The sequence below is a fragment of the Candidatus Cloacimonadota bacterium genome, from assembly GCA_016932035.1.
Classification (GTDB): domain Bacteria; phylum Cloacimonadota; class Cloacimonadia; order JGIOTU-2; family JGIOTU-2; genus Celaenobacter.
Window position 1 is genome coordinate 1 of the sequence record JAFGDR010000012.1, and the last position, 18712, is coordinate 18712.

Annotated in this window: 17 protein-coding genes and 1 rRNA gene; 13 read left to right on the forward strand and 5 right to left on the reverse strand. The window is 39.3% G+C overall.

Annotated elements, in window-relative coordinates; translation table 11 throughout:
- The 5 genes from JW794_02005 to xerD form a co-directional block, all read right to left on the reverse strand.
- A 16S ribosomal RNA gene (locus JW794_02005) occupies positions 1-396 on the reverse strand; the annotation flags it as partial.
- 200 nt (positions 397-596) lie between these two features.
- Positions 597-1868 (reverse strand): serine--tRNA ligase, encoded by a 1272-nt coding sequence (serS, locus tag JW794_02010; protein ID MBN2016900.1) that lies wholly within the window; start codon positions 1866-1868, stop codon positions 597-599.
- A 6-nt stretch (positions 1869-1874) separates the two neighbouring features.
- The gene (locus tag JW794_02015) at positions 1875-2651 is read right to left on the reverse strand and encodes a triose-phosphate isomerase (protein ID MBN2016901.1); all 777 of its coding nucleotides are present in this window, start codon (positions 2649-2651) and stop codon (positions 1875-1877) included.
- 77 nt (positions 2652-2728) lie between these two features.
- Positions 2729-3727: a tetratricopeptide repeat protein gene (locus JW794_02020; GenBank protein ID MBN2016902.1), complete on the reverse strand. Its 999-nt coding sequence runs from the start codon at positions 3725-3727 to the stop codon at positions 2729-2731.
- Positions 3728-3754: 27 nt separating this feature from the next.
- Positions 3755-4663, reverse strand: a complete 909-nt coding sequence (gene xerD, locus JW794_02025; protein MBN2016903.1) for a site-specific tyrosine recombinase XerD — start codon at positions 4661-4663, stop codon at positions 3755-3757.
- A 325-nt stretch (positions 4664-4988) separates the two neighbouring features.
- Here xerD and JW794_02030 point away from each other — a divergent pair, with 325 nt between their 5' ends.
- The 13 genes from JW794_02030 to JW794_02090 all read left to right on the forward strand — a co-directional run bounded on the left by JW794_02030 (position 4989) and on the right by JW794_02090 (position 18629).
- Positions 4989-5996, forward strand: coding sequence for a methyltransferase (locus tag JW794_02030; protein MBN2016904.1), 1008 nt, complete (start codon positions 4989-4991; stop codon positions 5994-5996).
- A 155-nt stretch (positions 5997-6151) separates the two neighbouring features.
- On the forward strand, positions 6152-6694 hold the full coding sequence (locus JW794_02035) for a GNAT family N-acetyltransferase (GenBank protein MBN2016905.1): 543 nt from the start codon (positions 6152-6154) through the stop codon (positions 6692-6694).
- 40 nt (positions 6695-6734) lie between these two features.
- Positions 6735-8000 (forward strand): DUF4173 domain-containing protein, encoded by a 1266-nt coding sequence (locus JW794_02040; GenBank protein ID MBN2016906.1) that lies wholly within the window; start codon positions 6735-6737, stop codon positions 7998-8000.
- A gap of 106 nt (positions 8001-8106) precedes the next feature.
- Positions 8107-8685, forward strand: coding sequence for an isoprenylcysteine carboxylmethyltransferase family protein (locus tag JW794_02045; GenBank protein MBN2016907.1), 579 nt, complete (start codon positions 8107-8109; stop codon positions 8683-8685).
- A gap of 35 nt (positions 8686-8720) precedes the next feature.
- Positions 8721-9764, forward strand: coding sequence for a hypothetical protein (locus JW794_02050; protein ID MBN2016908.1), 1044 nt, complete (start codon positions 8721-8723; stop codon positions 9762-9764).
- Between the two features lie 121 nt (positions 9765-9885).
- On the forward strand, positions 9886-12057 hold the full coding sequence (locus tag JW794_02055; GenBank protein ID MBN2016909.1) for a tetratricopeptide repeat protein: 2172 nt from the start codon (positions 9886-9888) through the stop codon (positions 12055-12057).
- Positions 12058-12129: 72 nt separating this feature from the next.
- On the forward strand, positions 12130-12975 hold the full coding sequence (locus JW794_02060) for a cation transporter (protein ID MBN2016910.1): 846 nt from the start codon (positions 12130-12132) through the stop codon (positions 12973-12975).
- A 390-nt stretch (positions 12976-13365) separates the two neighbouring features.
- Positions 13366-14133, forward strand: coding sequence for a SagB/ThcOx family dehydrogenase (locus tag JW794_02065; GenBank protein MBN2016911.1), 768 nt, complete (start codon positions 13366-13368; stop codon positions 14131-14133).
- On the forward strand, positions 14091-14609 hold the full coding sequence (locus tag JW794_02070; protein ID MBN2016912.1) for a hypothetical protein: 519 nt from the start codon (positions 14091-14093) through the stop codon (positions 14607-14609). Before JW794_02065 ends, JW794_02070 begins: the two co-directional genes overlap by 43 nt.
- Before the next feature lie 35 nt (positions 14610-14644).
- Positions 14645-15808, forward strand: a complete 1164-nt coding sequence (locus JW794_02075; GenBank protein ID MBN2016913.1) for an alkaline phosphatase family protein — start codon at positions 14645-14647, stop codon at positions 15806-15808.
- A 25-nt stretch (positions 15809-15833) separates the two neighbouring features.
- Complete coding sequence (locus JW794_02080; GenBank protein MBN2016914.1) at positions 15834-16061, forward strand: hypothetical protein; 228 nt, start codon at positions 15834-15836, stop codon at positions 16059-16061.
- The gene (locus tag JW794_02085) at positions 16054-18054 is read left to right on the forward strand and encodes an alkaline phosphatase family protein (GenBank protein ID MBN2016915.1); all 2001 of its coding nucleotides are present in this window, start codon (positions 16054-16056) and stop codon (positions 18052-18054) included. Before JW794_02080 ends, JW794_02085 begins: the two co-directional genes overlap by 8 nt.
- The gene (locus tag JW794_02090) at positions 18051-18629 is read left to right on the forward strand and encodes a sulfotransferase family protein (protein ID MBN2016916.1); all 579 of its coding nucleotides are present in this window, start codon (positions 18051-18053) and stop codon (positions 18627-18629) included. The genes JW794_02085 and JW794_02090 overlap by 4 nt, the downstream gene beginning before the upstream one ends.
- The last annotated feature ends 83 nt before the right edge of the window (positions 18630-18712 follow it).

Below are 18712 nucleotides of genomic sequence, written 5' to 3' on the forward strand. Positions count from 1 at the left end.
TCGCACTATCAGGGTTTCCCCCATTGTAGACTATTCTCGACTGCTGCCTCCCGTAGGAGTCTGGGCCGTATCTCAATCCCAGTGTGGCCGGTCACCCGTTAAGGTCGGCTACACATCATCGCCTTGGTAGGCCATTACCCCACCAACAAGCTAATATGACGCAGGCTCATCTCAAAGCGGTAGCTTGTAAACAGAGGCCACCTTTGTTTCGGAAAACACATCCGGTATTACCCCCGGTTTCCCGGGGCTATCCCAGTCTTTGAGGTAGATACCTACGCGTTACTCACCCGTTCGCCACTGTACTCTTCCCCGCAAGCGGGGAATTTCTCGTTCGACTTGCATGCCTAATCCACGCCGTCAGCGTTCGTCCTGAGCCAGGATCAAACTCTCCATTATTTGTATTTTTAATTTACTTTTTTTGCGTAACTAATTGCTTAGTTTGCTGCGAATATGTATACACCCTATGTGTTTTTTAAAGAACGTGTTGCAGAGTTCATGACATGACATTTTTCGTGTCAAGCATTTCGTAAAAAAAATGTAATTATTTTTTCATAGCTGTCAATAAGAAAAATTATGCTTCTTTCAAAGCACTGCGATTACGCTATTTTCTCTCTGCCGCCAATATATTTTTTCAGTACTTCAGGGACAATTATCTCACCCTGTTTTGTTTGATTATTTTCTAAAAGAGCAATCATTGTTCGGGGGGTTGCAACGCCTGAACCGTTCAATGTATGTACATAATGTACTTTTCCATCTTCAGTGGAACGGAACCGAATTTGCGCACGCCTCGCCTGGAAGTCAATAAAATTTGAACAAGAACTCACTTCAAGGTATTTTTGAGCACCGACAGACCACACTTCGATGTCATAACATTTATATGCTGCAAAACTCAGATCACCACTGCACAACTGCATAACACGATAGGGAAGACCAAGACTCTGAAGTACAGCTTCGGCATTCGATAGTATTTCCTGAAGTGCTCGTTCTGAATCCTCGGGCTTTACAAATTGAACAAGCTCAACTTTATTGAACTGATGTACCCGCTGTAATCCCTTGGTATCTTTACCATAAGAACCCGCTTCCCGCCTAAAACAGGGGGTATATGTCGTATATTTTATCGGTAGTTTATCTTCATGCAATATCTCATCCTGGTGTAGATTAGTAACCGGCACTTCACCGGTTGGGATTAAAAACAGATCATCCTCATCGATGTGATACATATCATTTTCCAACTTGGGAAGCTGCCCGGTTCCTGTCATGGTTTTCCTGTTTGCAATAAAAGGTGGAAAAACTTCTGTGTATCCATTCACGCCAGTCTGGAAATCGAGCATATAATTAATAAGTGCTCTTTCTAACTTTGCACCGACTCCGACATAGCAGGGAAAACCACTTCCGGTGATCTTTGCAGCACGCTGAAAATCGAATAATCCCAATTTCTCACCAAGCTGAAGATGGTCAAGCGGTTGAAAATCAAAAACTGGTTTCTCACCCCATTCGCGGATAAGCTTATTGTCAGAATCATCATGCCCGATCGGAACCGATTCATCAAAAATATTCGGTACGGTCAATAACTCATTATTGAGCTTCTCTTCAACCGTTTTGATATTCTGCTGCAGCTCTTTCGTTTCATCGGCAACCTTCTTCATGTCTGAAATGAGTTGGTCAGCGTTCAAACCATTTTTCTTTGCCTGAGCAATCTCTTTTGAAACAGCATTCTGAAGTTTACGTTTCTCTTCAAATTCATATAAGAGCGATTTATGTTTCTGGTCCAGGTCGAGTATTGCATCGATATCTGCTTTTTCACCTTTATTTTTGATACACTGGCGAACAAAATCAGGATCACTCCGGATCAACTTTATATCTAACATCTTATTCTATTTCCTTTGAGCAACCTTCTCGGCTCTTTTGACAATTTCAATATAATCTTTGATCTTCAGGCTGGCACCGCCAATGAGTGCACCGTCGATATCCGGCTTTTCAAGAAGACCTTCGCAATTTTCAACTTTCACGCTCCCGCCATACAGTATTCGCATCTTATCGGCAATCTGTGCGTCAAAATGTTCTTCAAGCCAACCTCGAATGAAAGCATGAGCTTCCTGCGCGATCTCAGGTGTTGCTGTTTTACCCGTTCCGATTGCCCAGACCGGTTCGTAAGCGATCACAATATTTTTCATATCAGAAAATTCAACATCCTCTAATCCACGCGTAAGCTGTGTGTCCAGAATCTGATCGGTCATTCCCTGTTCTCTCTCATCTTCCTTCTCGCCAATACAGAACACGATCTGCTTTTTTTGCTCGAGAAGTGCCAAGATTTTTAGATTGGTCTCTTCATCGGTCTCATGGAAAATATGACGACGTTCAGAATGACCAACCAGTGCATACTCACATCCGATCGAGGTAAGCATTGGAGCTGATATTTCGCCGGTATAAGCCCCAAAATCCTTGAAATATATATTCTGCACACCAATATCTATCTGGCTCTTATGCGTTTTTTCCAGAACAGTCATCGTATAAAGACTCGGTGGAAAGATCAAAAGCTGGTTTTTATGCTTGAAATCTTTCTCCCATGCAGTGAGTTCATCGAAAAATACGAGTGTCTCATCGAGGGTTTTGTACATTTTCCAATTTCCGGAGATGATCATCTTGCGCATAGTTTTCCTCTTTTTCACGCGTTGTGAATTATCTTAAATGTATTATTATATAATTAGATATATATTATTAAAATATATTATTTCTGTTTTTCTATATAATCTATTTCTTCTTTGGCGAATTTGCCGAGTTGCGGATCATTCACAATAAGCTTGAACTGAGCAATTGCTTTGTCCCACTGTTCCTCTTCACGATAGATCTTGCCCATATAATAATGCGCTTGGGGATTATTCTGATCGATACTCAGCACATCTTGAAGATACTGCTTGGATTGGGCATATTCACCCTGGTCGTAATAGAGATGCCCAACCGTGAACGCAATGTCTTTATCGCTCTTCAAAGCAAGAGAATTCTCAAATGCAAGGATCGCCTTATCGATCTGTCCCATATTCTGATAGAAGATACCGAGGTTCTTATACACTTTTCTCAGGATATAATCAGCCGGTTCTGTTGCGATATAGTCTTCATATGCCTTGATCGCATTCTCGGTCTCCCCTGTCTTATGATAGAAAAGAGCGATCTTTTCGAGATACTCGACTTTTTTCGGATTCAGATTAAAGGCATCGGTATAATAGATAATTGCATTGGGAAGGTCGTTGTCTTCTTCATAGATCGAAGCGATCTTCTTGCTGATCTTATATTCATCATAGTCCTTATCATACTCGACAAGAACAGTCAGCGCTTGGTCTTTCTGTCCCATGGCTTCATAGATCGAGCAGAGAGAAATAGCGATCTGGTAATTATCCGGTTCATAATCCTGACGCAGTTTGTAATACTCGATCGCCTTAGGATATTGTTTGGTTGTATAATACATCACAGAGAGATTTTTGTATAGTTCTCGGATGCGGTCTGTTTTGGGGTTTGCTTCAGTATCGATTTTTTTATAAAGTTCGAGGGAAGCGACAAACTTATCGATCGCACCCTGATAATCTTTTTGGCTGTATAGTTCGACACCTTCGTTATATGCGGTTCCTGCATCATATTCGATTTGCTGTATGTCCCTGTCTGTCATTTGTGCGAACAGAACAGCTGGTACTGCACAGGTGATCAAAGCTATGATTAAAAGCTTTCTAAACATAGTTAGAACTCCTTTATGTTTTATTTATTATGCTCTTGGATGATAGAGGGAATGAACTTCTTTGAGATATTTCCTGTCAATATTTGTATAAATTTGGGTCGTGCTGATACTGCTGTGCCCGAGTAACTCCTGGACAATGCGCAGATTAGCTCCGCCCTGGAGCAGATGAGTGGCAAAAGAGTGCCTGAGTGTGTGGGCTGACACATGGCTTTTGATGCCAGCCTGCTGCGCATATTTATCGATGAGCTTCCAGCAGCCCATACGGCTGAGTTTATTGCCGAACCTGTTTAAGAATAAAATATTACTCTGCTTGTATTGTAGAAGCTTAGGACGTGAATTCTCGATGTACTGCTGGCAGTAGTTCAGTGCTGTTTCAGAGATTGGCACATACCGTTCTTTGCGACCTTTACCGAATAACCGTACGATTTTTTCATCTAAATACAGATCTCCAATCCGCACACCGATCATTTCTGAAATACGTGCTCCGGTCGAGTACAGGAACTCAAGGATTGCCCGGTCACGGGTGCCATACTCATCTGTTCTATCCACTGCATTGATCAGCGCATCCACCTCTTCGATGGAGAGCACATCCGGTAACGATGCCGACACTTTTGGCGACGGAAATTTCTCGAAGATCGGTTCCGGGATCATTTCCTCTACATACAGAAATTTATAGAAATTTGAAAGCGAACTGCGTTTTCGTGCAACAGTCTTGTCCGACGCACCATGGGAATAGAGAAAATTGATGTAATCAATGACATCGGTGGAGGTGATTTTTGTGAGATCTCCCCCGCTTTTTTTATCTGCAAAATGCACAAGATCACTCTGGTACGCGGCAATAGAATTTTCACTCAACCCTTTCTCGAACTGAAGATAGAACTTATATTTATTGATCAAACTTATATCTTTTTCCGAGAGTTTTCTGTCATTTTTCATACGTAATAATGTATTAGCATGTTTACATAACGTCAAGGAATCGGGAAATTTTAAAAATATTATTGTTGATTCTCTATTCTAACAAATCCTGCCGATACACATAAAAAATATGTACTATAGTTATATGTGCTTGCGAAAATCTAGACGATACGAAAGTAGAGAACCTTATTTTCTTGACATCTCTCTACCCAAAATTAGTAATCGAAATACAAATAAACAATTCCCCCACACCTCTACCAAAAATACAATATTTCTAAGTAACATTCGTGAATCAAAAATTCCAATAAAAAAATTCCTCAAACCAAATCAATCAAAAGGAGCAATAATGCAACATCATAAAAAAATAATTGCTGAAAAAGTTATGCAGATCATCACAGCGAACTGGATCGCACAGCCGCTCTACGTGGTAACAAAATTGGGAATCCCGGTCATCCTCGCCGAAGGTCCAAAATCAAGTAACGAGCTTGCAGAAATAACAGGAACCTACGAACCATTTCTCTACAGGGTCATGAGAGCTTTGTCATCGGTCGGCTTTTTTCATGAAGAAAAGGATCGTGTTTTCGGCATTACGCCGATGGGCGAGATTTTGCAAAAAGACAAAATGCAGCCAATCGTTTTAATGTTCCTGTCAGACTGGCATGCCAATGCCTGGGCACATCTGCTGAAGAGTGTAAAAACCGGAAAAATTGCATTTGAATGTGCGTATGGAAGGTCAGCTTTTGAATGGCTTGCAAAGCATGAAGAAGCAGCAGAAGTATTCAACAAAGCAAATGAACTGAAAGCTATTCAAAGCCATGCCGCAGTTGTTGATATGTATGACTTCTCGAAAGTAAATTCGATCGTAGATATTGGAGGTGGGTATGGAGGATTACTCTTTTGTATCTTATTTAAAAATCCTCACCTAAAGGGAATCATAGCAGATTTGCCGTATATGAAAGAGAAGGTTGAACAAGGAATCTCAGCAAACGAGTTAAGCGACAGGTGTGTGTTTATTGCATGTGATTTCTTTCAGGAGATCCCTGCTGATCATGATTGCTATATTCTGTCGAACATTCTTCATGACTGGGATGACGAAAAATGTCAAACCACCCTCTCAAACTGCCATAATGCAATGGGAAACAGTGCCAGACTGCTCATCATAGAATCCATCCTCCCGAAAAGAAATGAATTCACGATCACCAGCTTGATGGACCTGGAAGTCATGGTCATGGGTGGTGGAAAAGAGCGTACCGAATCTGAATACCAAAACCTCTTATATGGATCAGGATTTCTGCTGAAGAAGATTATTCAAACAAAAGATAATATTTCAATCATAGAGTGCATGAAAAAATAATTCCGTGAGACCTCTTAGTACTCATGATCTGTAGATTTTCATTGACAACAATAATGCTGCTGAATCTTCAATTTTTAATAAGATGAAAAACAGATTAATACACGAAAACGTCACATGCAGACTGGTCATGCCACGAAACAGGAAGAAATAAGATCATGAATGTGACTGTTCGGGAAATGCAATTAGGTGATATCGAGAAGATCGTTGACTATTTCCACGAATCTGAAACCGCATTTCTTGAAGCAATGGGTGTTGACAAGAGGAAATTACCTGATAGGGAGCAATGGATCGAAAAGCTGAAAGCAGAATATAACAAAAAACTCGAAGATAAAGAATTATACTATATCATCTGGCTTCTTGATGATGAACCGATCGGGCATTCAAACATCAGTAAGATAAAATATGGCAATTCAGCTACGATGCACCTGCACATATGGAAAAATGATAAGAGAAAAAAGAGATTTGGGTTAGAATTTTTAAAACGCACAATTCCCATGTATTTCGAGAAGTATGAACTAAAAAAACTTATCTGCGAACCGTATTCAAAGAATATTGCACCAAACAAGGTATTACAAAAAGCCGGATTTACCTTCATTCGCTCATATGACACGATTCCAGGACCTTTGAATTTCTATCAGACCATACACCGATACGAACTATCAGCAGAAGGATTTGAGAATCTTTTTATAAACGAATAAAGAATCCACTGTTTCTTGCTGTCAGCAAAAAGGACGCATCATGATTAAAAAAGATGATATCAAAAACAATATCGATAATCCTGAATTGCTTGAAAAATTGTATCAGGAAGATAGGAAAGCATTTTCACAGGCATTCTTCAAAATATACGATGAGATTGCTGAGAATGACATAGCGACATTCTGGAAAACCCGCTTGGAATTTACTCAACAAAAAGAAGAGAGAGTAACGGTCAGAAAGAATGATTTATTTGTGGTACTCCTCACCTATCTTGTTACCGCTGTCCTTATAAAATCTCCGCAAATTTTTGGCTTGAACGTTATTGGAGATTTCTTCTATATAAAAAATGTCGGACTCATCGTGTTTTTTGGATTATCAATGTATGTGTTCCTCACAAAGAAAAAACTAAATCTATCCCATGTACTCATTTCACTTCTTGTATTCGCAGGATCAGCAGTTTATGTCAACCTGCTTCCATCCAATGTAATGAACGATTCTATCATGCTGGTATACCTGCATCTTCCACTCATGCTGTGGTGTCTCTATGGATTGGTCTATATCAATTTTGACGTAAAGGATGTCGCCAGACGTATTGACTACATACAATACATGGGCGACCTTGCAATACTCTATGCCATCATAGCACTAGTCGGAGGTATTCTTACTGCAGTCACCCTTGGCCTGTTCGATGCGATCGGACTCAACATTGAGCAATTCTATTTTGAATATATCATTCCGATCGGAGCTGTATGTGCCCCAATTGTGGCGACGTTTATAATCAAGAAGCTGCCGTTTATAAAAAATCAACTAGCACCGATCATCGCAAAGGTGTTCAGTCCACTCGTGCTGCTAACGCTGATCATCTACCTGTCGAGTATTCTCATTACTGGAAAGAACTTGTATCATGACAGAGATTTCCTGATCGTATTCAATCTCCTTCTGCTGGGAGTAATGGCAATAATCGTGTTCTCATTATCCGAAACGGCAAAAGGTGAAAAACAAAAATTCAATGAGATAATCCTGTTTATCCTTACCATACTCACGCTGGTGGTCGACCTGATTGCGCTGTCTGCAATACTCTACAGACTGCGAGAGTTCGGATTCACACCAAACCGAACTGCTGTTCTTGGTTCCAACCTGCTGATCTTTGTAAACCTCGTTTTAATATTGATCGACCTGATCAAAGTAAATTTCAAAGGGAGAAAAATTTCGAAGGTTGAAATAATAATCGCAAGGTATTTACCGGTTTACATGATCTGGACAGTTATCGTCGTGTTTGGTTTTCCACTTATTTTTGGTCTGCAATAATGAGAGATAATGATCATAAGTTTTGGTGTTTCAATAGAGTAGAAGATTCCTTAAAAATACAATCTGAGCTGGTAGTTGGCCTTTTACATTTCATTAAAAAGGTTAAATGAAACAACTTCATAGATACATCCTAGGCTATGCTATTGGTATCATCATTTTTCTTGGTATAATACCGTATAGTTTATATGAATTATCAAAGTTAGATTACTTGTTCACGAATAAGTTACTTTTTAATAACAAACTATTAAGATATATCATCTCTTCATTGTTTTGTATCGCAGGTGCAATTTTCATGCTCTGGTCCAATATTTACTTGTTCAAGATCGGTAAGGGTGGGCCTGCTGAAGCATATGGAATCTCATTAAGTCCCAAAACTAAAAAGCTCGTAAAAACCGGACCGTATCGTTATAGCAGAAATCCAATGGTTTTTGGAGCACTGACTTTTTATGTCTCAATTGCCATCCTTTTGAACTCGATCACTGGGTTGATATGTTTATGTATTTTACTTTTTATTGCAATTGCATATTTAAAATTTTCAGAAGAAAAAAGGCTGTTGAGAGATTTTGGGAATGAATATAGAGAATATAAAAAGAATGTATCGATGTTACTTCCTAGAAAAAACACAAAAAGAAAAGATGCAAACAATAATCATAAAAAAATTGACACCCAACTTCCCCCCTTGTGAAGATTTAGTACGATTGAATACCTAAAGGAAATTATATGAAAAAGAATGAAAAAATTGTTTTGATCGTTGCTGTTTTACTCGTCGTTATTGCACTTGCATTATATTTTATACAATTTGGTGACGGCACGTTCGCCGAGGATAAAGCAGACTGGGGTTATTTTGGCATGTACTTTAGCGGACTTATTACTCCTCTGCTACTAATAATCATCATTTTCCTGATCTTTGGTGTTATGAAGGAAGTTAGAGAAATATTTTCCGAATCATCCAAAATCGAGAAGAAGTTCCAGCGCCAGTTCTCAAAACAAACCAGATACATGGAACCCTCTGCTGATGTCATTTATTATCTGCAGCTCAAAGATGACCGTCTATATGCAATTATCGAAAATATTGGCAACCAGCCGGCATTCAATATTTCAGTTGAGTTTGAATTCGAAGAAGAGGTCGATGCACGCATTTCGAACAATCTTCTTCCACTTGCTGAGATCAGTTATCTTGCCCCCGAACAGAAGAGCGGTGCTGTCTGCGGCATCCTTGATGAATCGACTGGCGGCTATGCTATTGCAGAGCATACAGTTCTCATGAAGTACAAACCCAGCGAGAAAAGCCGAAGGATCATCAAAAAGGAATTTGTGATCGACAAGAACATTCTTAACACGTTGATTCCTGAGACCTCTGTTGAGGAATCGATCCAATCGCTGACGGAGAACATCAAAGATCTCGAACATAAAATTACAGATACGGAACCTACAACCGAAGAGATAGAAATAGAAGAAAAACCTAAAAAAACAAGCAAACCCCCTAAAGAGAGAAAAGTTGAAAAAGAAGAAGAAAAAAAACCTGAACCTGAACCAGAACTAGAACCCAAGTCAGAACCTGAAGAAGAAGTTCAGCCAAAAGAAGAGGAAGAAGAGATTGTTGAAGTTCCTGTAGAAGACCTGGAAGAGGAACCAAATCCGGAGCAGGAAGTCGATACAAAGCCCGAAGAAAAAGAGGAAAAAGAAGAAAAACCAGAAGAAGATAAGGAAAAGAAATTTCCAAAACGCGACACTTTTGATAATCCTTTTCTGGATGATTTTTAAAAAAGAACTATACATATAGAATAAAGAGCCGGGCATATGAAACCCGGTTCTTTTTCGTGAGTAAAAAATTGACATTGAAATTGCACATCTGAAAAAAATTCAATATCAAAATGTAATGCATATGAAAAAAATATCCCTCATATTTCTTGTACTATTCTTGCCCTCATTACTTATGGGGACTGCAATTATTGACAGCTTGAAGGCTGAAATTGAATCACATTCCGGTATCGAAAAAGTGACTTTTCTTATAAAGCTCGCGAGTGAATACACTTCAAGTGATTTTGATGAAGGGATCATCTATGCAAATGAAGCACTCTCTCTTGCAAGAGAGATTGATTATGAGATAGGCGAGTATCGTGCGAAAATGATACTTGGTTCTCTAAACTCAAGAAAGGGTAATTTTGACTTCGCAGAAAATCTTCTTCTTGAAGCATTACAATATTTTGAAACAACAGAAAATGATAGTCTTATAAGTACAAACTTTACAAATCTTGGAATGCTCTATCGAAATATTGGTAACCCCGAAAAAGCTCTGGAGTATTATCAAAAATCCCTGCAAATTAAGCAAGAGTTGGATGATCCTCATGGAACATCATCGGTACTGGGTGGCATCGGATTGGTCTATTTTGAACACGGTGATTACGAAAAAGCCAAACAATATTTCCTGGAAGCTATGGAATTTGGACAACGATCTCCCGAAAAAAAACCACTAACTCACGCACTGAATAACCTTGGGTTGACTTATTGCCAATTGGGAGAATTAGATACTGCACTCGAGTATTTTCTTCAATCCCTTGAATATGCTAAAAAACTGGAACTCGACTTTGTTATTGCATCGATCTACAATAATATGGCGAACATTTATTATGTAATCGGAAATATTCAAGAAGCAAAACAATATACACTTGATGCGCTCCAGATCTACAACAATATTGGTTCAAAGGTAAATATTGCCAGGACATTGAACAACATTGCCTTGATAGCAGAACACGAACAATCATATGACGAAGCGCTTGCTCTGTATGAACGAGCTCTTAAGATAAGACGAGAAATCGGGAACAAGTTCGAGATCGTTAATACGCTGGAAAATATGGCTCATCTCTATATTAATAAAGGAAATTTTACAAAAGCTCTGGATATTAATCTTGAAGCATATGAATTAAATCAGGAACTTGGAAATCAATGGGCTGTTGCCAATTCACTCAATCAAATTGGATATTTGTATACCAAGATCGGGATCTACTCGACTGCGATCGACATGCTTAATGAGGCAAAACAAATCGAACTTGAAAATAATTACCTTCAACTTCTCAAAGATAATCTTCTTCAAACAACCAGCCTTTATGCGCTGATAAATGACTATGAGCAGGCATTTTATAATTTGCAGAGATACAATGAGGTTAAGGATACTCTCGATGCTAAAAAAAATCTTGAAAAGCTGAATGAGATCATGATCCGTCATGAAGCAGAACAAAAGGATAAAGAAAATATCTTATTGAAAAAAGACCTACAAATCTCGAGTCTTGAAAATCTCCGTTTGAACATACTCTTCTTCGCTTCTATAATCGTGCTTACCTTTGTTATCATATTTTTAATCTTCAGGATACGTACAAACCACCGTTTGAAAAGGGCTGTTACTGAACTTGGAATCTCAAAGGAGAATATTGAGCAGGTTCGAAAACAGCTTGCTCTCGTCAATTCAATGCTTCGTCATGATCTCACGAACGATCTGATCGTCATTAAAACCGCACTTCAGCTTTTTTACAACCAGAAAGACGAAAAACTGTTGAAAGAAGCTGAAGGAAAATGTGATAAAGGCTTGGAGCTCATTAATAAATTAAGAGACTTGGAAAATGGTGAAGGTGAAAAATCAAAACTTGAACCCATCGATCTTGGGAAAATGATTGAAACGATTGCACTTGATTTTATTGATATGAACATCCGTTTTGAGGGCGAATGCGTTGTTCTGGCAGATAATGCATTGGCATCAGTTATTCATAATATTATTGAGAATGCCCGTGTGCATGGAAAAGCAGAAAACATCATAATCACCTGCGAAGAATATACCGATTATACCGAAATCAAAATTCATAATGACGGTACACCGATCCCGGAGGAACTTCATGAGCGCATCTTTGATAAAGCATTCTCGTATGGAGAAAATGCTCATACGGGGATGGGACTTTTCCTGGTCAGGCAGAATATAAGCAGATACGGTGGTTCGATCTATGTCGAGGATAATGATCAACCAGGAGTAACCTTTGTGATCAACCTAAAAAAAGCTATAGAATGAGGAGTTACTCAACTGAAAGAGGAATCGCTTACAGCTAAATCCAACAAGAGAAAGATCGTCAGCGTTATTTCAATGGGCGGTGCATGGATTCTTACTCTTGTAGCAGTCTTAACCTCTAATTCCGTGGCGATCCTTGCAGACTTTGTAAATTCTACATTGCAAATCATGTCAGTTGGTCTTGCCTGGTTTGTTGATATAAAATTCTCCTCACGAAAAAATCCATTTTTGAATTATGGACCCGGTAAGATCGAAAGCATCACCTCTATCGTTATAGGAATTGTCTTCTTTATATCGATCGTTGGGCTTTCGATCGTTGCTGTAACACGATTCATCAATCCCGCACAGGTAAGTGGAACAGGTGTATGGATCATTTTGATCTTTGCTTTGATATTCTCAACATCCAATGCCTATCTATTTTTTAAAACCAAAAAAGAATTTAAGACAACAGGGAAATCACACCTCGATGGTGAATCCCGCATCTATCTTATAAAAGCAATTTCGAATTTCGGTTTTTTCTTTTCGATCCTTATTAGTGCTTTTGCTCCATTCAAAGGCGCAGTTTATTTCGACCCAGGTTTTTCATGTTTTGTCATTGGACTGATGTTCGTAAATATGCTCCAGCTTTTTAAGAAGAACCTTCCGACACTTTTTGACTATGCGATCAGTGAAGCAACTCAAATGGAAGTAACCAAAGTTCTGGCAAAATACTTTGATCTTTATGAACATTATGGGGGTATGAGAAGCCGGCATACGGGAAATAATATCTATATAGAGTTGTTTCTGGCATTCAATAAAGATCTGACAATGGGACAGGTGTTGGAATATATCAAAGTAATCGAGAAAGATATTGAAGAATTGATCCCCCATTCCAAACTGAATGTGATTTGTTCTGATGAGCGAAAAAGAGGGGATATTTGATTTTAGTGAATAGTGAATAACGAGTAGCGATTAACGATCTGAGATTTTAAAATTATAGACTGAATTACCTCGAGATTTATCTCGGTGATCGGGTAATACTATATATATCGGGGTTTTAACCTTAAGCTTGTAGAGGATTAAAGTCCTACCCCTTGTGTGAACCACTGCCCGTGACTTGAAAGTCGTGGCTATTCATTTTACTTACCCATAGATTTTTTAGAAATACTTTGTTACTAAAACAATTGCATGGCCTAGAAAGAATATGGTCGATATACGAAAGTAATTCATGATGAGATTGTAGACGCTTTATCTCAGATTCTTGTTATCGCACGCAAAACTTGACACCCTGAAGGGATAAAAAAACCTCATTCGAAATCCAAGGAGTTCGTCATGAAATCATATAAAGAGCAACGTTTTTTTCTCAATTGCGATCTTGCTTCTATGCAACAAACTCAAACCGACCAGCAAAAACAGCTCCCCCAACCACCAGTAGAAAAACCATTTAAAAGTCATGAGAACCTCACAGAACTTCCCGCCGTTAAAGATATCATTACTACTGAAAATGATCTCTTTGAAATTATTAACCAGCGAAGGTCACGAAGAAATTACACTGGTAAAGCAATCGATCTCAACCAGCTTTCATTTCTCCTCTGGTGCACACAGGGCGTAAAAAAAATACTCGAAAGAAAAAATAATAACGTTACATTCAGAACAGTTCCTTCAGCAGGAGCTCGTCATTTATTCGAAACCTATCTCGCAGTTCTAAAAGTTGAAGGACTCAAACCAGGAATCTATCGATACTGTGCATTGGAGCATAAACTCGAATTTCTTCACTCTGTTAACAATCTTCCAAAACAGACAGTTGGTGCGTGTCTTGGGCAGGAATTTGTGGGTGACAGTTCCGTTGTTTTCTTCTGGTCAGCGATCCCCTACCGTTGTGAATGGCGCTACGCCTATATGGCAGCAAAACTCATTCTTCTCGATGCAGGTCATGTATGCCAGAACCTGTATCTAGCCTCCGAGGCTCTGGGTCTGGGAACCTGTGGGATTGCAGCATATGATCAACAAAAATCGAACGAACTGATTAAAGTGGACGGAGAGGATGAAATGATCGTATACATAGCTTCGGTTGGAAAACGAAGCAAGGAGGAAAAATAAAAAATTGTATCATATTCTCAACAAAACACGGAAGTGCACAAAGATCGGCAGAACTGCTCCGGGAAAAACTCAACGCAGATACAGACGTCATCAATCTTAATGATGTAAAAAAACCAGACATCTCAAGCTATAATACAGTTATACTCGGAGGATCGATTTATATCGGTAAAATCCAGAAAAAGATGACTAAGTTCATCAAAAAGAATCTTAAGCACCTTCTGACCAAAAATATTGGACTCTATATTGTTTGCGCTGAAAAAGATAATCCTGAACCAGTACTAAAGAAGTCATATCCGAAGGAGTTGTATGACCATGCTCTTTCAAAAAGATATTTCGGTTATGAATTTATACTCGAGAGTATGAACGCAATTGAAAAAGCAGTGGCAAAGTCACTGGGAGTGACCGAGAGTAAATCAGAACTCAATCACGATGCAATCGATGCAATGGCTCAGCAATTCAATGAGTTATCGTCTTAGCTTCCTCGATAAAATTATCTCACAGAAAGGTTTTTATGATCAATCCGAACTATGAAGACGGCAGTATAATCAATCTTGTCAGCAGCATCACACACGCATTTGGCAATCATACCATCACACATAAACCCCTTCCACTTATTAATAGTGAATTCCTATCAAAAAAGAAAAATGTCATCCTTATTGTTATTGACGGTTTAGGATACAATTTCATCAAAGATCAGGAAACTACCTTTTTGAGCAATAACCTTTTCGGTAAATGTACATCAGTATTTCCTTCCACAACAGCTACAGCGATCACTTCATATCTAACCGGAATGTCACCAGCACAGCATGCTGTTACGGGCTGGTTCGTTTATCTTAAAGAGCTTGGTACGATTTCAGCAATTCTTCCGTTCAAACCTCGCTACGGCGGTGAGATATTCAGCAAAAGCGATATCTATGCAAAAGATATTTTCAAACAAAGCACGATCTTTGAAAATCTCAACCGAAAATCCTATATGCTTTCGAATGATTATATCATCAATTCTGATTATACGAAATTCTACAGCAAAGGATCAACAGCAGTTGCCTATGAGAGAGAAAATATCGATAATTTCTTTGCGAATCTTATGACCCTTGTGCAGGATATTTCTGAAGAGAAATTTGTCTATGCATACTGGCCGACTTTTGATACGCTTGCACACAAGAACGGCATCCACTCGACCAAATGCAGGGATCATTATAAAAAAATTTCTCGATCACTTGAGAATTTCATCTTCGCCATAAGCAGATCGGATACTGCTGTAATCATCTCAGCGGATCATGGGCTTGTGGACAGCACAAAGGATGACCTTATCGACATAGACCAGCATCCGCGGATGAAGGAACTTCTCGTGATGCCTCTTTCCGGTGATCCAAGAGCAGCATACTGCTTTATAAAACAGGGCATGGCTGATCAGTTTGAAGAATATGTTCAAGATCACCTTTCTGATAAGTGTTTAATAAATAAAAGTTCTCAGTTTGTAAATGATCAAATGTTTGGACTGGATGAGCCTGATCCAAGATTATGGGACAGGATTGGAGATTACATTCTTTTGCCGAAAAATAACTATGTTATCAAAGATACAGTACTCGGTGAAAATCCCCATCACTATATCGGTCACCATGGTGGATTAAGTGAGGACGAGATGCATGTTCCTGTTATTGTTATAGAACCCTGAACAATTGGTTTATATCTGTGATAGAATGAAAAAAAGAACAAATATAACTGACAAAAAAGAGATACAAATACTAACACAAGATGGGAAGGAATTTGAAGTTCCGGTTGAAGGTTCTCTCGGTTTACTTGCTCTGGGAGCAGTTGGCATCCAGGCGTGGAGAAAAAAACAACGGGAGATGAACTATAAAAATCCGAATGAAAATGTGATCGTTGAAAAAAAGGAGCAGAAAAAGGACAAAAACACCGATGAGTAAGAAACTCGACAAAAAGGTTCTCCTCATTGGCTGGGATGCTGCAGACTGGAAAGTCATACATCCTTTGATCGATGCAGGAAAGATGCCTGCCCTTGAGAAACTCATTAACACGGGTGTTATGGGTAATCTTGCAACCCTTGATCCCCCGCTTTCTCCTATGCTATGGACATCCATTGCAACAGGGAAAACTGCAGATAAACACGGCATTCTTGGTTTTACCCAGCCGGACGCTGATGGTAAACAGATCCGTCCCGTCCTTTCAACCTCACGAAAAGTCAAAGCCATCTGGAATATCCTCATGCAGGAAGGATATAAAACGAATGTGGTGGGATGGTGGCCCAGTCATCCCGCAGAACCAATAAATGGTGTATATGTTTCAAATTTTTATCATAAATTAGACAAAATCCCACTTCGTGCTCCAAGAAAATTTGCACATGACAGTATTCATCCAAAGGAACTTGAACAGATACTGATGAGTTTACGTGTACATCCGGGCGATCTTACCTTTGCACACCTCCTACCATTTGTGCCTGATGCAGCAAAAGTTGATCAGGACAAGGACAGACGACTCAATGGCGTAGCAAAGATAACCGCTGAAGCAGCAACCGTGCATGCAGCAGCAACGTGGATCATGGAACATACTGAATGGGATTTCATGGCAGTGTATTATGATGCTATCGATCATTACTCTCACGGTTTCATGAATTTCCATCCTCCTCGGATGAAGCATGTCCCGAAAGAACTATATGAAAGATATAAAGGGGTCGTTGAGGGCGGCTACATTTTCCACGACATGATGCTGGAGCGTCTAATCGAACTTGCTGAACCGGATACTACGATTATACTCGTTTCAGATCATGGATTTCATTCGGACCACCTGCGCCCAAAGAGGATTCCAAAAGAGCCAGCAGGACCTGCAGCACAGCATAGACCCTACGGCATTATTTGCATGAATGGACCTCATATTAAAAAGGATGAACTCATTTTTGGTTCAACCCTTCTTGATATTACACCAACCATTCTAACCATGTTTGGATTAGCCATTGCTAAGGATATGGATGGCAAACCGCTCGTACAAGCATTTGATGAACCAATTAAGATGGATATCTTAGAAAGCTGGGAAGATATTGAGGGTGAATGCGGCATGCATTCTTCAGATGAAAGGAAAGATCCATGGGCAGAACAGGATGCCTTGAACCAGCTCATTGCACTTGGATATATTGAACCACCTGGAGATGATGCTCAAAAAGCTATCGAAAGAACAGTGAACGAATCCCGTTTCTATCTTGCACGTGTATATATGAACTCGAGAAAAAGTAGCGATGCTATCCCAATTCTTGAAGAACTCGTAAAACAAAATCCCAAAGAAACCCGTTATAATACGCGATTGGTACAATGTTATGTGGATAATGGCAGGTTAGATGATGCGCGCAAGATCGCTGATGAAGTGGTTAAGAAATTTGATAAACCAATGCCTTCTATCGATCTGATGTACGGAAGATTGTTCCTTGCAGAAGACAATCCCGAAAAAGCAATTGACTATTTTAAAAAGGCAGAGGATTCTGATTCAAGCATGCCGGGATTGTATCGTCATATTGGTAATGCGTACCTGAAGTTAAAAAAAATCCAGGATGCTCAGCAGGCATTTGAAAAAGCCCTTGCTATTGATGGTGACAATTCCCTTTCTCATTACGGACTTGGTGTTGCTCATTTCAAGCAGGAACACTACATAGAAGCAGCTGATGAATTCCTCAATACCGTTGGCTTCACCTATTTCTTTCCATTTGCCCATTACTATCTCGGAGAAGCACTGATCAGGCTTGGTTATCTTGATCGTGCTGCAGAAGCTTTTGAAGTGTGTGTGTCACAATCTCCGGGCATAGAAAAGGCCCATCTCAGACTTGTAAATTTATATAAAGATCATCTCGGCCAACCGGAAAAAGCTGATGAACATGAAAAGTTTGTTATCGAGAAGAGAAAGAAGAAAAAATGATCACTATTGTCTCCGGCTTACCCCGCAGCGGCACCTCCCTCATCATGCAGATGCTCAAACAAGGTGGCATGGAATTACTCGCCGATAATGTACGGAAAGCTGACGAAAGTAATCCAAGAGGATACTTTGAATATGAAAAAGTAAAAGCCCTTCAGCGGGATTCATCATGGCTTGCAGAGGCAGAGGGAAAAGCGGTCAAGGTGATTGCACAACTCCTAAAATTTCTGCCGGCATGCTTTGATTACAAGGTAATTTTTATAGAAAGAGATATACAAGAGATACTTCGATCGCAGAAGAAAATGTTGGAAGAAATGGGGCAAAGCATTTCATCGAACCAGGATATTATTAAGAAGGTTTTTGAAAAGCAAGTAGAAGAAATAATGCGGTGGCTATCTTCTCAGAATAATATTTCTGTATTGTATATTAAACACAGAGAAGTACTTTATCACCCTTACACAACAGCAGAAGAAATTAATTCATTCCTCAATCAATCATTTAAAATAGATTTGATGGTGCAGATCGTGGATATGTCCTTGTATCGTCAGCGAGCTGATGAATTATTTTCGAAAAATTGACATAAAAAAATTAAGATTCACCTGGAATGGGAAAAATGATAATAAAGTACTGCAATCAAACGGCATTTACTTCTTCTCGGTAA